The following is a 16,097-nucleotide window of genomic DNA, read 5'->3' on the forward strand; positions in this document are numbered from 1 at the left end:
GCCAGGCAAGGCGCAGAGCCGCGAATCGTCGCACCAAAGGATCTTGGTCGGGAGTGAGATACTTTTTGAGTCGCGCCACCGTAGCGGACCAGTCGTAAGAAAAACCCGGCGTGTCCAGGTGCTGCTCGCGGTACTTCGTGAGCGCCAGCTGGAAGGTCTCCTGTTCCTTGTGCACAAGGGTATCGATGGCCCAGAGGTGGCGGAGGGAGCCGTCCCCCTTGCGAACCTCAAGCGAGGGTCGGGCCGCGGCCTTTGGAGCTCGCAGCTTCGCGGGGTCGAAGACGATACGGGCTTTTCCCGCGCGGGTGCGTAGCACCGAGATGTAGTCGCCCCTGCCGTCGTATCTGAACCAATCCGAAGCGGTGCCATTGACGCTGCGCGCGGAGGTGGTTATGTCCAAGAGCTGATAAGCCACCGTGTCCGCCTGTGTCTCGCGCTCAAAAACATAGGTGCCGTCCTGCTGGCGCCGCATGGTATCGGCCTTCTCCCACTTGAATGCGTTCCAGTCGCCGACAATTCGCACAACCTCGAACTGTTCCTTGTACGACAAAGGGGCAAGGTACACAGTGAAATCAAGCTCTGGCTTCTCGGATTCGAGAAGCAAGGGGAGGGACGCATTGTCGTGGCCGACACCGGTGAAAAAAAGGCGGTACATCCCCAGTTCGGGTATGGTCAGAGCAAAGCGGCCGTCCTTGGCGGCGGCGATGGTCTGCAGGGGCTGGCGGATGGTGCCCCTGTATGGGAGCAGGTGGGCGTGGGCGAGGGGCAGTGGTTCGCCCCCGGCGCCGAGAATCCTCCCGGTCACGTGGCAGGCAGCAAACGCTTGGAGCGGCAAGAATAGGGCAATCAGATGACGTGCCGCAAGGCGTCTCATGGCTACCTCCTAAACGGTGGTGATACCTCCTACGACTGTAGGAAATGTACTACGTTATTAGCAGATCGTCAAGTCTTTTTTTTGGGGGATGAAACCGGCTGCTGACTATCCCAGGAACTGAAGGAGAGCGAAAGGGAGTTCTTGGCAGGCTGGATTGAGCAGCAGGGAAGGGTCGAGCCGAGAGCTTTTGGATGTCGTAGAATCATTGCAGGGGGTAATTTGAAATGCCCCTTGGCTGTGCGGGTCTCAGCCGCATTGGCTATCTGTGGAGTCGCCTGGCGCTGTGGGCGCCGGACGATCACAGCCCGGAGCAAAAGAAAGTAGTGGGTCGCAGCACGCTCGCGCAGAGGCGGTTCGCGGATGCCCCTTGTTGGTGCTGGCAAATGGGTGCGGGAAAGTTGCCTGGCGCGCACGCAGGGGCGCCAGCGCTCCGGAAAATGCTCTGCAGTCACCTCCCGCCCACCGCCAGTGGCATGGCGGTGCGGGAAAAATAGCCCTCAAGACCCGCGGATGTTGCGGTGGGCCAACCCGGGTTGTTCTTGAAATCCTGTGGCCGGACGCAGGCCGCCGTTGACGACGAGGGCCCCTAATCGTTCGTGGACAGCCCCTGTGCCAGGATGTTTCGCTCTCACCTCGCGCCCAGCCTTTCCTTGATGGCTGCAGCGAACAGAGGGATCATGATTTCGTGGTGTCCGACAAACTGGTATCCCTTGCCGCTGCCTTGGGTTGGGCGTTCCACCACATTCACCCGTGGTCGGTAGTGCTGGATCATGTCAAAGTTGGCGGTGACAAAGCCGAAAGCCGGCAGACCGAGGTTTCGCGCCACGGTGAGCGCTTTCAAAAAGACTTCCGGCAAGATTACTGCAGAGCCAAAGTTGAGCACCACGCCGCCCTCGGTGAGGGTGCCCACTTGTGCGGCGAACAGGCGGAAGTCGCTGAAAGAGGCTTCTCCGATTGCCGCTCCATCGGCAGTGGGGTGCTGATGCACGATGTCGGTCCCTATGGCCACATGGACCGTTACCGGTACATCCTGCTCGTAGCCGGCAGCCAAGATGCTAAGGTGCTGGTAGGGCGGCTTGTCCGAGGTGATGTGCCTGCCCAGCGCCTCGCCAAAACCCATGTCGCTCCCGGCAGCAGCTTTGGCAGCCCCGTTGAGGATTTCCCCGGTTTCGCGCGCCATGCCAAAGGTGCCGTCCAGCAGTCCCTCGGCAACATCTTCTGAGGTCTGGCCCCAGTAGGCCAGTTCCACGTCGTGAATCGCGCCGGCGCCGTTCAGTGCGACGCAGGTGAGCACCTCGCTCCGCAGCAGATCGATGATCACCGGGCTGAGGCCGCACTTGATCACGTGGGCGCCCATCATGGCGATGACCGGTAGCTGGCGCCTGCGCGCTGCCGCCACTTGTTCCACCAACTCCCGAAGGTCTGCTCCCTTAAGCACGTGCGGCAGCGAGTCGAAAAAGCCCGCAAATGTGCCCCCGCATTGATGCACGCGCGCAAGGTGTTCCAACCCGACCTTACTCTGTCGCTCGCGAATAGAAAAAGTCTTGACCTGGGAGAGGTCTAGCCTGGTGAACTTCGGCCCAGGATCGCTTTTCCTTTTGTTGGGAGGGATATTGTTCATGCTCTTTTAACCCCCTTTGCTCTCTCCAGCTCGATGGTCACCGTGCCCACGACTACTTTGCTCTTCAGCTGCACGGGGAGGCGGGCGCGGTCATCAGAAATCCACAGCTGCATCCGGCCGCCGCCCTTGAACACCCCTCCTCCGTCGCGCAGGAAGGGCTCCACCACCAGGCAGTCAAACACTCCTGCGGAGACGCGCACCCTTTCGCGCCGCTGAACTGCGACCTTCAGGTCATACACCTTGCGATCGGCGTGGTTGGCCACTGAGAGCGTGTCCCCGACTTTGAAGTCTTGGGTGCGCAGAAAGTAAACCATGGAGATTACATCCTGTACAAAGGGTGGTACGCGGAGGGTGTCTTTGCCAGTTATGGCCAAATTGCGGTGCTGATCGTAGGTAGTGAGCTTGTGTGCCCGATACTTGCCCTCGCGCAGGTGTTTCTCAAAGCGCCATGGGAACAGGCCCTGCACATCCACAAACGATTCCGCTACATCGCGGACTTCGTAGATGGAAGAAAAGGCCCGGTTGGACTGTGCCTGGGTGTAAATGTGGTAGCAGAGCCTTCCTGCTACTCTAACTGTATCTCGGACCGCCATCTTCGCCGAGCCGGCCGACACCATGCCGTAGCGCACGGCAAAAGTAAGCTCCTCCCCGAGCCCCCAGGCGTTGTTCGGCACCACGCGCAACGGGGCCAAAGGTGAGGAGAACATGTGTGTGGTGGTGACCAGCGAATCATGCTTCGTTGCCTCTGAGGTGTTGGCTTGGACGCGGACTGTGTCAACAGCCGGCGGCGCCTTGCGCGAAGTATCCTGCACTTGAGGCATCCAAAGTAGCGCGAGTACGATGGCACAGACAGAAAGGGATCGAATCATCGACTTGTCCTATGTCGAGAATGAGACGCAGCAAGCTTGCGCGCGGCAAGGGCGAATGCCTGGTCGACGCTGATTGCCGCCATGCAGTCCCAGTGTGGACACTTTGCGCCGGTGCAGTGGTCGCATGGCTCCACCTCGGGGGTCAGCACCGAGTCTAGGCGGCCGTAGGGGCCCCAGCGCTCCGGCCCGCAGGCCCGCATGCGGCAGTAGAGGCCCACTACTTCGGTTCCCATCGCCACCGCCAGGTGCAGTGGGCCGGTGCTATTGCTGATCACCAGGTCGGCCATGCTCACCAAGGCGGCCAGCTCTTTGAGCGTTGTACGGCCGTCAAGGCGCAAAGGTTTCTGCCGGCAAAGCTCATACAGCCGGTCTACCAGCGGCCTTTCTCCCGCTGTTCCGGTGATGACCACCGCCGCGTGCAGCTCGGTGCTGAGACGGTCCGCCAGCCTGGCAAAGTGCTCCACGGGCCAGTCGCGCGCCGAACCCCCACTGCCAGGGTGAATGACGACTAACTTGTGCGCGGACGTGAGCCATGTTCCTAACATACCCGTGACGCGGGCCTCAGTCTCAGGGTCCTTAGGGATCTTGAATGCCACTCGCGAAGGGCGGGGAGCGAGAGGCGCGACCAGGTCCAGGTTGAGGTCGAGCTCGTGGCGCGGCACAGCTTTGCGGTGTACCGGTACGCGCTCGGTGAAAAGAAATGAGTAGGCACGGTATGCCGTCCCTACCCGCTGAGGTACAGACGCGGCCAAAGCAAGGGCCAGACGCAGGGTGGGATGGAGCAGGACAGCCGCATCAAAAGCCCTCTTCCGCAGTGAGCGCACGAGGCGGAACCAGCCGGTAATCCCATGATGTTGGCCCTCGACCTCGTCCACCAAAACTTCGTCCAGGTCTGGGTAATCATTGACGATTGGCGCAATGGGAGGGGAGGTGAGCAGAGTCACGTGGCATCCGGGATGGGCCTCTTTCAAGGCCGTCAACACGGGCAAGGAGAGAATCAGATCGCCAAGGCGATCCGTGCGCACCACTAAGAATTTGCGGCCACGGTTTGTGTTCACCCCACATCCCTCCGTTCCCCGGTCTCCCGGACGACCACCAGGTCATTCAACACGGGCACGATGCGATCCACTTCTCGCGCGATAAGGTCGGCACACTCGCGGTAGGTGGTGAGGTCGCCGCCGATAGGGTCCGGCACTTCGCCGTTGTCGGCAATCTCCTGGGGTGGTCGCGCAAAGGTGCGGAGCAGATACACTCGCTCGCCAGCTTCCGGATAGTGTTTCTTCAAGAAACGGACATGGTCCTGCTCCATGACCAGGATCAGGTCCGCCCAGTCGACGAGCTTCTTGCTCACTCCTTGTGAGCGGTGTGTGCTGATGTCAGCCCCACGCTCGGCTGCGGCGCGGATGGCCAGCGGTGTGGCAGGCGCGTCGTCTATGCCCAAAGTGCCCGCCGACCTGATGAGAATGCGGTGCCTGAGATGGGGAGGGAGTTTGGCGCGCAGAATTCCCTCGGCCATAGGGCTGCGACAACTGTTGCCGGAGCAGACAAAGAGAATGCGGAATCTTCGGCTCATTGGCGGCCCTCGAGCGCTGCCCTAATGCGCTGTTCCGGGATGGCGCCTGCACGGAGCACCACGGGCGGATGTATGCTGACGTCGACGATCGTGGAGGGGACAGCGGAAGGAGAGCGCCCGCCGTCGATAATCAGGTCTAGCTGCCGGCCCAGGGCTGCCTCTACTTCCGCGGCCGTGGTGGGCTCCCGCTCTCCCGAGCGGTTGGCGCTGGTGGCCGTGATCGGGCCACATAGAGCTGCAAGCTCGCGGCAAAGCCGACTTGCCGGAATGCGCACTGCTACCTTGGCCTGCCCGCGCAAGGCAGGCATTCGCACGCCTTTTGCCAATGGCAGGACGAGCGTCAGCGGCCCCGGCCAGAACGCTTCCATGAGCTTTTGTGCCGCTTCCGAAGGTTTTGCACCGAGCCCTTGGAGCTGATCTGCATCCGCGACGATCAGGCTCAGAGCCTTGCTGGCTTGGCGCCCCTTGATCGCAAAAATCCTGCTCACCGCCGCGTCGTTGTGGGGGTCAGCGCCTAACCCGTACACTGTGTCGGTGGGATAGGCGATGACTCCCCCTTGGCGGATGACCTCCGCAGCCTGTGCCAGGAGCGCCATATCCGGTGTGTCCGGGTTCACCATGATCAGTTGCATTGGACTCCACAGGCTTGCCGATCCCGCGGTGGCGCTGCCTCTTGCCAAAGCGCGCGCACCTGCTCAAACACCTCTGTTGCCCTGATGGCCGTCATGCACTCGTGAGTGCCGATGGGGCACTTTCGCCCGCCGTGGATACCGCAGGGCCGGCACAGGAGCTCCTTTTGGACGACTGCATGCCCCTGGCCGATGGGGCCAAAACCGAAGCTGGTCACGGTAGGGCCGAAGATGGCCACGGTGTGCGTACCCATCGCTACGCCCAGGTGGAGCGGGGCACTGTCGTTGCACACAAGCACGCGACAGCGCCGGATGAGCTCGGCCGACTGCCGGAAACTGAGTTTGCCCGCCGCATTGATCGCGCCTTTGCCGATCGCTGCCACCACATCTTGGGCGAGCGGGCGGTCTTCGGGTCCACCCACTACCACCACGGTGGCGCCGAGCTTCTCCACGGCCAGCACTCCCACTTCTGCAAAGCCATGCGGCGTCCAACGTTTGGTCGGCCAGATGGAACCAGGGGCTATGGCGAGCAGAGGTGCGCGCTGATCGACGCCTTCCAGCAGTTGGTCCACCCGTGTGCGGTCTCCTGCGTCTGGAAAGACTTCAGGCTGCAACCCATCTGCGGTTCCACCGATGGCTTGGAGAAGCGCAAGGTTCCGCTCTATCTCGTGCTGGGTGCGGTCGTAAACTACCCGGTGGGTATAGAAGGGCCCGCCAGGGAACACGGCGAATCCCACACGCACAGGAATCCCTGCCGCCCAGGCCAGAAGCGCGGTTCGAAGCGAACGGTGCGGCAGAAGTGCAAGGTCGAATCTCCGCCGGCGGAGCCGACGCACCAGTCGCGCGAACGCCGCCACCCCGGCCTCTTCGCCCCGTTTATCGTAGGTTATTAGCTCGTCGATATGAGGATTTGTCTCCAGCAGGTTGGCCGCAACCGGGGTCGAAAGAAATGTTATGGTGGCCTCGGCAAAACTCTTGCGCGTGGCCCTCACCATGGGGGTGCACAGCACCACGTCCCCGGGAAAGGCTGTCTGCACGATGAGCACGGATCGGTAGGGCACCAGTGGTCGGTCTTCCAGCATGGAGGCTACTCGACTCGTACCCCGCCCGGTCTGGTCTTCCAACGGCGGTGCATCCAGAACCAGTGGTCAGGGTACTGGCGCACGTATCGCTCCAGGATGGACGTATAGGCCTGGGTGATGCGGCGAACGTTTTCTTCGCTCAGCTCGCCCACTTCCCCTGGAGTGGCAAGGTCGAAGTAGATGCGATGATAGGCGTGATCCTCTCTGACCGCAGAGCCGAAAATGATCGGTGCACCAGTCTTCAGGGAAAAGACCGCCGGCCCTCGTGGCGTCGAGGCCGGGTGTCCCAGGTAGTTGACGAACACACCGTTCTTGCCCGCATCTTGGTCGGAGAGCAAGGCAACCATCTTTCCTTCGCGCAGAGCCTTGATAACACCGCGCACGGCCACGCCCATGTGGATGATAGTGATACCCATGCGCTGGCGATAGCGGTTCATCAGGTCGTCGATGAGCTTGTTGTGCTGCTCGCCAACAAGGAAAGCTTCCGGATAGCCGAGTGCGCGAATGGCCGCGCCCATGAGCTCCCAGTTCCCAAAGTGGCCGCCCACGAAAATGGCACCTTTGCCGTTGCGCATCGCCCACTCCAAGAGCGAGTGGTCGGGCACTATGACTTTGGCAAGAACCTTCTGGGGCGTCAGGTCAGGGAATCTGATGTACTCGATGGTCATCTTCACAAAGTTTTGGTAAGCACGGTGAGCAATGCTTTCCAGTTCTTCCGCAGTTTTTTCCGGAAAAGCGCGCGCCAGATTGTCCAGTGTAACCCTTCGCCTGATCTTGAGCACCTTGAAGGTAAAGGTGCCGACCCAGTCGCCCAGGCGGAGGGAGGTTTCCCAGGGAAGCAAACGGACAATGATAGCCATGATGGCCATTAGCCAGAATTCCAGCAGATGTCGGAGGCGCAGTGTCACGGGTTATTCACTCTCCCACGGTTGCAAGTCTTCTTGCTCTTTTGCTTCCTGTTCCCAGGCGCGCACGGTCTTCCGCGTGCGCAGGCGCACGGCCACAAAGGCCGCACCCGCCAGGGCTAGGATCAGCACCCAGAGGGGCCAGTCCAGCTCGGCAAGGAACGCCCATCGGTACCTCTTCCGCACGAAATTGAGCCACTCCTGCTGAAACTCCCAGGTATCTCGATCGATAGCACGCTCAAACGCCACATCGATATCCTGTCCCTTGGCCGCGGAGGCCAGAATGATGCGCATGGCATCCAGGCCGTAAGTCTGCACCAGGTAGTCGACGGCCAGAAAGCTCTCCTGGTAGGCCAGCCGCGCCTTCTGCTCCGGGAAGCTGTTCAGCTGCTCGATCTCCTCCAGGGGCACCACCGAATTGGTGAGCAAAGCGCGAGACACATCCGAGGGCGATGTCCACTGCTGTTCGCGCGAGAATCGGATAGCCAGACCCTCGGTGAGCCACCGCGGCAAAGGCCGAAAGTCGCTGGCGACAGCTACAAGGGCGTGGGCCACCTCATGCACGACGGTCCGGCTGAGATCCTGGCCGCTTGCACCCCAACGAGGAGAGGGGATATAGATGACCGGCCCCTGTGTCTCCAAGGTGGTGGCCCCCGCAGCCCACCGGGGCAGGCGACCGTGGGTCAACGACGCAAACTCCTCGGCGGAAGGCGCCATAATCAGGTGTAGCACAGGGAGATACGCCAAACCAAGCTCGTCGCTGATCTTGGAACAAGCCTCTTCGGCCTGCTGTAACACCGTAGCCGCGTTCCGCTGGTCCGCCTCCTCGTAGCGAACGACCACCTTTGCCCCTGAAATGGTCCGCCAGGTGGCTGTCTGTTCCTGACTCCAGCTGCTTAGGGGGAGGCATGCCAGCAGCAGCCACCACCCGGATCGAACACTGGGCCCCTGGGGTGGGTGCATGGGTCTCATCCCGGGGTTTCATTCTGTCACGGCGGCGTGCAAGTAGTCCCTGATCAAGGCCGCCATGGCGTCGAGTTGCCCTTTGAGCTTGCGCCGAGCACAGTCGCGGTGGACGCGAATGCAGTGGCTGGCCTTGCACGCAAAGGTCGGCTCTGCGCAGCCCTGCTCCTTCTGGTAGACAGCAGAAGGGACCATGCGCTGAGTGATATCTCGGTGCGAGAACGCCTTCCCTTTTGCCCTAATGCCAAACTCAACCGTGGTATCCCACAGGAAACGCTGCAGTGCTATGACCTGCCCGTCGTCCAGCTTGTCCACCAGGGTGCTCAGAGTGCGACCGTTGAAAAGAAGGTGCAGGGCGAGCAGCTTCATGCCTTCGGAAAGTGAGTTTTGGCCATGCTTCATTTCGGACAAGGGGTGCACCTGTGTTCAAATGGAGTAATCGGTTGTCCGTTCTGCAACCACATCTAAGAGCGTAGTGAATAGTTGGCGAACAGACGCCGGGTCGGGCGATTGAAAGAACAAGAACTTTGCATTGCTCGAAAGCCGAATCCCGCCCGCGTAGAAAGTGGAAGGTACGGGAGGAGGCGCGTCACCGGTGTCGGCGGCGACCAGCACGGGCGTTTGCCACGAACTACATAGATAGTCCACCAGACGTTGGGCCTGTTCCAGAGAAGCCCGCTCGTGCCAGCGGTAAGCTACCACCACACCGAGTGCACGCGGCAGAAGGAGTTCCCAACGGTAGCGCTCGGGTGGGGACTCTATTTGCATGCCGTAAACTTGCAGAGTCAAGTTGTCAGTAATGGGGAGGCGGCCAAAGCTCAGCGTGTCGCCGGCCCGCACCACCTCCGGGCACACGGCGCGAACTAGGCCCTCGGGCTCGTAATCCTTGGGCGTCACCACCGCGATTTCGCCATATCTCATCTTGTGTTATCCTTCCGCGCACCTTCACAGGCGGCACTCTATGTCAAGCGGGCGCGCGTCATCAGCAGCTCAGCGCGAGTGAGCAGGGGACCGGCGGCACGGGGTTGCTCGGCCGAGGCCAGCCCCATTTGCGTGCGTTCGCCGCTCCTAAACAGCTCTCCGACAGCCGCCAGCGGTGATCTGCTGGCCACGCTATGTGGTTGAAGCAGCGAGGAGCCCGCCCAACCTTCCGGTTTGACCTGTTCCACCCGCAGAAACCCTTTCTCCCACAAGCCGCGAAGGCATTTCGCCAGAGGCAAGGGATCACCGCTCATCTGTTCGAGCACCTCGGCAATGGGCTTCGGGGAGGCAAATTGCCCCAGCAGATTGCGACTCGCCTCGTCCAGCTCTGCCATTGCCTTGGGCGGGGCGTTGCATACCAACTCGGTTTCAAGGGGCGGGAGAACACTCAGCGCTTCGTCCCAATCCTCGGCGCGCGCCAGGGCGTTGGCTACTATCTCTCTAGTAGGGGTGGTAATGCGCTGCGGACGGTCTACAGGGGTGAAATCGGCCAAGAAGGTGCCTTCGCGCCACAGCAACAGCACCCTCATGGCCTCCTCGCCTGCCCGCTGTCCGAGCAGCGCATCAATAATCTCTCCGTCCCGGAGGTAGATAGCGCCGTGCTGACCGTTGCGGCGCAAGTGCAGGATGCCCGAACGTGAGGCCGCATGAAAAACCTCGATAAGGTCCACAGGGGACATGTCTCCCAATGAACCTGAGAATCCCTTTTCCATGTCCTCAGCACTCGGCAGGGGAAAGGAGGAGTGCACCTCATTGAGCAAGACTTCCAGGCGAGCCACAACCTCCTGAGGCAGATAGGGCTTGGGCACAAAATCATCTGGAAGTAGCTCAATGGCACGAATGCGGTCATCCAGGATGCGCTGATCCGCGATGATAATCACGGGTATACCGCTGGTGCGTGGCTCCTCACGGAGGGCGCGAAGCAACTCCTCACCACTCATCTTGGGCAGTTGCAGGCCAGTGATTATGGCGTCCGGGAGCTCTCGCGCGCAGACCTGCAATGCGTGTTCACCACTGTCCACCTGGCCCACCCGGCAGCCCCGCTGCAGGAGGAGGGTCTTCAACGGTCGCATTCCCTCCTGATCAGGGTCGACGAGCAAGATCTTTTTGCGCTCCAGCACCACGCCCGGTCTCCCTTCAGTCCTTGGTCACCGGTTCACCGGCCAGCACCGTCTGCGGATGCGGGAGACTGCCCTCGCCGGACAGCAATTGCTCCACCAGATGCTCTACCGACTCCCTGTCGCCCGGATCGCAGAGCGCAACGAGGTCGGAGGGAGGCAGGCCGAGGCGTTTCCGGAGCACCTCTGGGGCAATAGAGCCTTCTCCTACGTTCGTAGCAGCCACGATTGAGGGGAGCGCGGGAAGAGCCTGCCGCAGGGAGGAAATCAGGTACGCGTAGTAGTCATAAGCCTCCGCACGGGAGCCATCGATCACGATCACGCACCCGGAAAGCTCGAACGCCACAATCTTTGACAGGGCGCCAAAACGAGGGTCGGGCTCAAGGCCAAACACCTCCAGGCGTAGGCCATTGCTAAGGACAGCAGACCCGCGGTCGAGGGAGACATCACCAAAGTTCCGCAGGGTACGCACCCTGAAGTTTCCCCCGGTCAGGGTACTGATAATTTTTCTCCGGCCGGCACGCGCACTCCCGATGAAGATAATCCCGCGTCTCGGCCTGGGAGGTCCAGTCCTATCAAGCGGAGGCACTGCAGGCACCGCCACCGTGGGCGCGCTTTCGCTTGCCGATTCCCGGGCAGGAGCCACGACGCTTTTAGGGTGCGCTTCCGTGGCAGCGGTTGTCTGCTCCTCGATATCTGCCTTGAGGATACTGACCAAGTGGGGCTCGCGGAGAGCCTCAGGGCCAAAAGCTTCGCCTTCTTCCTCTTCTTCCCGCTCAGGTTGGTCTACGCGGCGCAAGAAACCCTGTCGGTACAGCTTGACCACCCGGTGCAATGCGGTGGCCAGGTCGTACCCTGATTCGTCCAGTATGGTTTCCAAAGTACGTTGGCCATCGAAAAGGGCGATGAACTTGTGTAGCTCCGGGCTCGGTTCCCGCCGGGACAGGATCTGGCGAAAGTTCTCCGTGGGGACCATAACCGCCTCCAAGCCGGGGAGCTGCCTTTCAAGAGCTTGGATCTCCTCGAGCCTGCGTGCCCCTTCTAGCAGGAGGCCGAGGGGGCTCAACGGCATGCCGTCAGGGGTCTCAATCTCCTCATAAGCGACGGTAAACCTGCCACGCCGCCAGGCGAGCATTTCAAAGAAGGCGCTCTCCCGCTTGTTGCTGGTGGTGGCTGCATGTACGACTGCTCCGCTGCGAACGATAACCTGGCCGCTCCGGCCCGAGGGCGTGGTGAGGCGAATGACTGCACTTTTCGCTTCCTGGGCCATCTGCAGGAGCAAGTCCAGCAATGGCACCTCTTCAAGATGGCCGCTTGGCCCCTTCTGTGCAGGCGTGCTCTGTTGGCGGCGTCGCAAGCGGGCCAGAACCATTTCCAGCCGGGCCACTACTTCCTTGACGTGCATCGGCTTGGCCAAAAAGTCCTTGGCCCCCAAGCTGAGTGCACGCACCCTGGTCTCCGGTTCCCCGGACTTGCTCAAGAAAACCACAGGAGTCCGGGCTGTGCGGGGGTCGCTCTCAATACGGTCGAGCAGCTCGGCCCCGTCTCCATCCGGCAGGACAAACTCCGAGAGCACCAGGTCTGGCTTGACCTCTGCGACCTTTGTCAGGGCCTCGCCGGCACTCCCACAGGTGAAGACCTGGTAGCCCAAACCGGTAAGGTGCTCACGGAGAATGCGCACGTTCTCCGCGTGCGGGTCCACAAGCAGCAGGGTTCTCGTTTCCTCTTCGACGCCGGTCATTGGGGGAACCGTTGGTGTGCCTATTCGTTTTGGCGCTCTAATATAAGAAAGATTCCCCCGCTTGTCAAGCTCTTTCAAGAAGGGGACTCCAATGGGGGGAGTTGACAGATTGGTGGTATCAGGTCTGGCTTATAGCGCCGAAGAGATCATGTCGATGCGGGCGCGCCTGCCAAAGTTGGTCTGGGCCAAAGGGGTGAGGGTCAACTGCTGACCGTTCATTTCTGGGATGTTCACCCCCTCGATGACCGCCATCCCATACCGACTGAGCGGCGCGCTTTTGCCCAGGGCAGGAAAGGAAAGGGTGGCCGACTGCCTGCCGTTGCCTGGCACCCAGAGAAAAAGCAGGAGGTGGGTGGCGTGGCTAGGCTGCAAGGCGTACAGACCCGCCTCACCTCCGGCCAGCACCTGCGCGGCAAAGTCTTTCACTGCTTCCTCCAGTGCCTCGCCGGGGATGCGGCCCACTTGCTGGCACACAAAAGCTCGAACGGCATCCTTCCCTTCAGGCAGTGGCCGCAAAGCGAAATGCGCCACTTCCTTCACCTCGAGGGTGCGGTGAAACACATAATCCAGTACACAGGCAGACACCGGTGCCGAAAGGCTGGTAAGCAAGAGGTCGTAGAACCGGGCTAATTCCCGCTCCATGGACCGACAGCGGGGGCACGTGCGGATGTGTCGCGCGACTCCATCAGAGCGGGGGAAAGATGGTGAGTCGGTCAAAACGAAGAGTTCAATTTCTGCTTCCGTGGGACACCGGCCACTGGCCGGCTTTCGCTGAGCTTGCCTCATAGCGATCGTTTGTGCTTGTCCACGTCAGGAGCCCCGCTGCGGGGCTCAGCTGTCACCGGCACCAACCCATCGTGCTGTGATTGTATACATGCAAGCCTCCGATTTTACGTAAACTCACAACAACGCGCGAAGCTGTTGGCGAAACTCTTTTTTCGCCACTTTTGCCAGGTATTCGAAGACCGTGCGCTCCTGCTGCCGATACTGCTTCTGGGTCAGCGTGGGCATGCGGTCCTTGAGCAGGCGAAAATAGGAGTCAGGGCGACGTTCTTCGACCATGTCATCCAGCACGTCCACCAGTGCGTCGCAATAGATGGCGGCCTTCTCTTCGCCCAACTTCCCACCTTCCAGGTAGGTGGCGTGGAGTTTCTGGCGAATATGGCGGATCGCCCGCTCTTTTGCCAGCCGAATCTCTTCCAGTTGCACATGCTCAAGCGGCGTGGAGGTATGTCGTTCTCCACCCACATTGTCGCGGAACATTTCGTTGCGCACCGTCCGAATGATCCTGGCCACCACGTCGACGGAGAGGTAGTTCTGGTAGCCGGGGTCGGCGTCGACCAGGGCCAAGAGCTTCCGAATGGAGGCGGACACTGAATCTCGGGGATGATTGACGCCGTTGAACTGCAAACAGAGCATCTCCTCCGGGCACGGGGGGCACGTCCGGCGGAGAGGAGGGCAATGCGGGTAGAGGGCATCGCGTGCCTGACCAGAGTGCCCGTTGGGGGCAAAGCAGATGAACTCTCGCCCCATCTCGCGGAAACTTGTCAGGTCCTTGGCATTGCGCACCGCCACCTTGATGTTGCGCACCACCTTAGCCCCTTCGGGGTCGCGTTCCCGAAAGATGCGCGACAGTTCCTGCTTGGTCTTCTTGACCACGAGCCGGCGGACCTGGAGCATCATCTCCGCGTCGTTGTCGCCAATTTCCTCAAGCTTCTGGCCGAAGTACTTGCGCAGCTGCACAAAAGCGCCCTGTTCATCGCGCATAAATAGCTCGGCCACACAGTCCATGGCCAGGTCCTCCAGCTCTTCCCGGTCCTGGCGCACCAGGGCGATGCGCTTGCCGGAAAGCTCCTGGTAGCGGAGGTAGCTCAGGGCTGCCTTTTGGAGCAGGTTCACGAACTGAACCAGTTCAGCGGACGAGTAGGTGCCGGCGCAAATCTTGCGGATGAGGCCGGTCAAACTGGAGCCTTGCGAAGGATGCTGTTGTGCGTGCACGGTTGCTCTCTCGAAGGAATCCACTATGCTGCGTGGGACCGGTTGTTGTCTCACTCCTTGCGACGATGGTACGTAGCCAGCATGAGCCGGTGGCTTCGTTAGGGTTCGCAAAATGCATACCAGCAAAGCTGTCCAGGACTGGGAAACGTGCCTTGAGAAATAGTCACTTAGGCAAACAGCTGTGTTTGGCTGCAATGGAAAAAGTTGCAGCGCTGTAATAAGGCGAAACACCTGTGCCGGTATGATACAGAGAGAGGTGAGACAGTGGGCCGCCACGCCACTGGTTGCGCAGGTGCAGCAGCGCGTGCGGGGATTGGGGGCACTACTTGATCATCGGCAGGCCGTATTTCTTGGCCTTGCGATAGATGGTTGCCCGCCCAATGCCCAGCTTCTTCGCCGTTTGCGACACGTTTCCGCCACACTCCAACAGCGCCTGCCGAAGGGCCTCCTCCTCCAACTTTTCAATCCAGTTGGCAAGAGTATGGTCCGATTCGTACAGGCGCTTCTCACCCAACGCCCTCACCGCAGCGGGTAGGTCACTGGGCATAATCTCTTTGGTCGAGGCAAGCACCACGGCGCGTTCGATCGCATTCTCCAGCTCACGCACGTTGCCTGGCCAATGGTAAGCCATGAGGAGCTCCAGGGCGTCTGGTGAGATGCCCTCGATCTCCTTGCCTTCCTCCTGGCTGTACTTTTTCAAGAAAAAGGCCGCCAGCGCGGGAATGTCCGCCTTGCGCTCGCGCAAGGGCGGCAGTTTGATGGGGAAGACGGCGATACGGTAGTAAAGGTCTTCCCGAAACTCTCCCTTTTTGACCGCTTCCTCTAGATCACGGTTTGTAGCAGAGATGAAACGTACGTCGACCCGCACCAGTTCATTGCCCCCGACGCGTTCGAACTCTCTTTCCTGCAACACGCGCAATACCTTGGACTGGGTTGCCGGACTCATGAGGCCGATTTCATCGAGGAAGATAGTACCTCCATTGGCCTGTTCGAACTTGCCGATTCGCCGTCCGGCCGCGCCGGTGAACGCCCCCTTTTCATGGCCGAAGAGTTCGCTTTCCAAAAGGGACTCTGGCAGTGCAGAGCAGTTGACGGCCACAAATGGCTTGTTGGCGCGCGTCTTGGAGTGGTAGTGAATAGCGCGGGCAATCAGCTCCTTGCCAGTGCCGCTTTCGCCCTGGATGAGCACCGTGACGTTGCTGTCGATCACCTTCTCGACCGCCCGGAAGACCTCTTGCATCGGCCCGCTTTCGCCTATGATGTTGGCCAACGAGTACTTATTCTTGAGCTCAGAGCGGAGTTGACTGACCTCTCGCTTGAGGGAACTGGTGATCAGGGCGTTTTCCACGGTCACCAACAGGCGGTCACTGGCAAAGGGCTTCTCGATAAAGTCGTGCGCGCCCAATTTCATGGAGCGCACGGCACGCTCGATAGTCCCATGGGCGGACATCATCACGACCGGGATGTTGGGCTCTATCTGGCGGAGGCGCTCAAGTGTCTCCAACCCGTCGATCCCGGGCATCTGGATGTCCAGAAGGATGAGGTCTGGCGGGTCCTCGCGCACCGTCTGCAGGCAGGCTTCGCCGCTCAACGCCACTGCACACTCGTAGCGCTTTTGCTTCTGCAGCGTGATGGAGATCATCTTGCCGATGTTCTTGTCGTCATCGACAATGAGGATCTTGGGTTTGACGTTCGATGGCCCCACCTCTACGTCCCTCGCAGTCGTGAAGCTCTATGGCAACT

General features: G+C 60.7%; 16 protein-coding genes. All 16 read right to left on the reverse strand.

All coding sequences use genetic code 11. The annotated features are described in order from the left end of the window. A partial coding sequence (locus tag ONB25_09820; protein MDZ7393174.1) for a carboxypeptidase-like regulatory domain-containing protein occupies positions 1-874 on the reverse strand: 874 nt, incomplete at its 3' end. Between the two features lie 628 nt (positions 875-1,502). Further along, positions 1,503-2,495, reverse strand: a complete 993-nt coding sequence (locus ONB25_09825; protein MDZ7393175.1) for a hypothetical protein — start codon at positions 2,493-2,495, stop codon at positions 1,503-1,505. Then, positions 2,492-3,364, reverse strand: coding sequence for a DUF3108 domain-containing protein (locus ONB25_09830; protein ID MDZ7393176.1), 873 nt, complete (start codon positions 3,362-3,364; stop codon positions 2,492-2,494). Before ONB25_09830 ends, ONB25_09825 begins: the two co-directional genes overlap by 4 nt. Then, positions 3,361-4,422 carry a glycosyltransferase family 9 protein gene (locus tag ONB25_09835; GenBank protein MDZ7393177.1) on the reverse strand — a complete coding sequence of 354 codons (1,062 nt, stop codon included), beginning with the start codon at positions 4,420-4,422 and terminating at the stop codon, positions 3,361-3,363. The genes ONB25_09830 and ONB25_09835 overlap by 4 nt, the downstream gene beginning before the upstream one ends. Continuing rightward, on the reverse strand, positions 4,419-4,937 hold the full coding sequence (locus ONB25_09840) for a low molecular weight protein arginine phosphatase (GenBank protein ID MDZ7393178.1): 519 nt from the start codon (positions 4,935-4,937) through the stop codon (positions 4,419-4,421). Before ONB25_09840 ends, ONB25_09835 begins: the two co-directional genes overlap by 4 nt. After that, complete coding sequence (locus ONB25_09845; GenBank protein ID MDZ7393179.1) at positions 4,934-5,569, reverse strand: L-threonylcarbamoyladenylate synthase; 636 nt, start codon at positions 5,567-5,569, stop codon at positions 4,934-4,936. Before ONB25_09845 ends, ONB25_09840 begins: the two co-directional genes overlap by 4 nt. After that, positions 5,560-6,648: a glycosyltransferase family 9 protein gene (locus ONB25_09850; GenBank protein ID MDZ7393180.1), complete on the reverse strand. Its 1,089-nt coding sequence runs from the start codon at positions 6,646-6,648 to the stop codon at positions 5,560-5,562. The genes ONB25_09845 and ONB25_09850 overlap by 10 nt, the downstream gene beginning before the upstream one ends. Positions 6,649-6,653: 5 nt before the next feature. After that, entirely contained in the window at positions 6,654-7,556 is a 903-nt protein-coding gene (locus ONB25_09855; protein ID MDZ7393181.1) for a lysophospholipid acyltransferase family protein, read from the reverse strand. A gap of 3 nt (positions 7,557-7,559) precedes the next feature. After that, on the reverse strand, positions 7,560-8,516 hold the full coding sequence (locus tag ONB25_09860) for a peptidase MA family metallohydrolase (GenBank protein ID MDZ7393182.1): 957 nt from the start codon (positions 8,514-8,516) through the stop codon (positions 7,560-7,562). A gap of 18 nt (positions 8,517-8,534) precedes the next feature. Beyond that, positions 8,535-8,885: a hypothetical protein gene (locus tag ONB25_09865; GenBank protein MDZ7393183.1), complete on the reverse strand. Its 351-nt coding sequence runs from the start codon at positions 8,883-8,885 to the stop codon at positions 8,535-8,537. 57 nt (positions 8,886-8,942) lie between these two features. After that, positions 8,943-9,437 (reverse strand): hypothetical protein, encoded by a 495-nt coding sequence (locus ONB25_09870; GenBank protein ID MDZ7393184.1) that lies wholly within the window; start codon positions 9,435-9,437, stop codon positions 8,943-8,945. Positions 9,438-9,475: 38 nt separating this feature from the next. Beyond that, positions 9,476-10,621 (reverse strand): response regulator, encoded by a 1,146-nt coding sequence (locus ONB25_09875; protein MDZ7393185.1) that lies wholly within the window; start codon positions 10,619-10,621, stop codon positions 9,476-9,478. Positions 10,622-10,634: 13 nt separating this feature from the next. After that, complete coding sequence (locus ONB25_09880) at positions 10,635-12,356, reverse strand: response regulator (protein ID MDZ7393186.1); 1,722 nt, start codon at positions 12,354-12,356, stop codon at positions 10,635-10,637. 129 nt (positions 12,357-12,485) lie between these two features. After that, entirely contained in the window at positions 12,486-12,998 is a 513-nt protein-coding gene (locus ONB25_09885) for a hypothetical protein (GenBank protein MDZ7393187.1), read from the reverse strand. A gap of 258 nt (positions 12,999-13,256) precedes the next feature. After that, entirely contained in the window at positions 13,257-14,354 is a 1,098-nt protein-coding gene (locus ONB25_09890; GenBank protein ID MDZ7393188.1) for a hypothetical protein, read from the reverse strand. Positions 14,355-14,676: 322 nt separating this feature from the next. After that, positions 14,677-16,059, reverse strand: a complete 1,383-nt coding sequence (locus tag ONB25_09895; protein MDZ7393189.1) for a sigma-54 dependent transcriptional regulator — start codon at positions 16,057-16,059, stop codon at positions 14,677-14,679. Positions 16,060-16,097: the final 38 nt, after the last annotated feature.

This window comes from candidate division KSB1 bacterium (assembly GCA_034506335.1).
Lineage (GTDB): Bacteria > Zhuqueibacterota > Zhuqueibacteria > JANLFK01 > Oleimicrobiaceae > Oleimicrobium.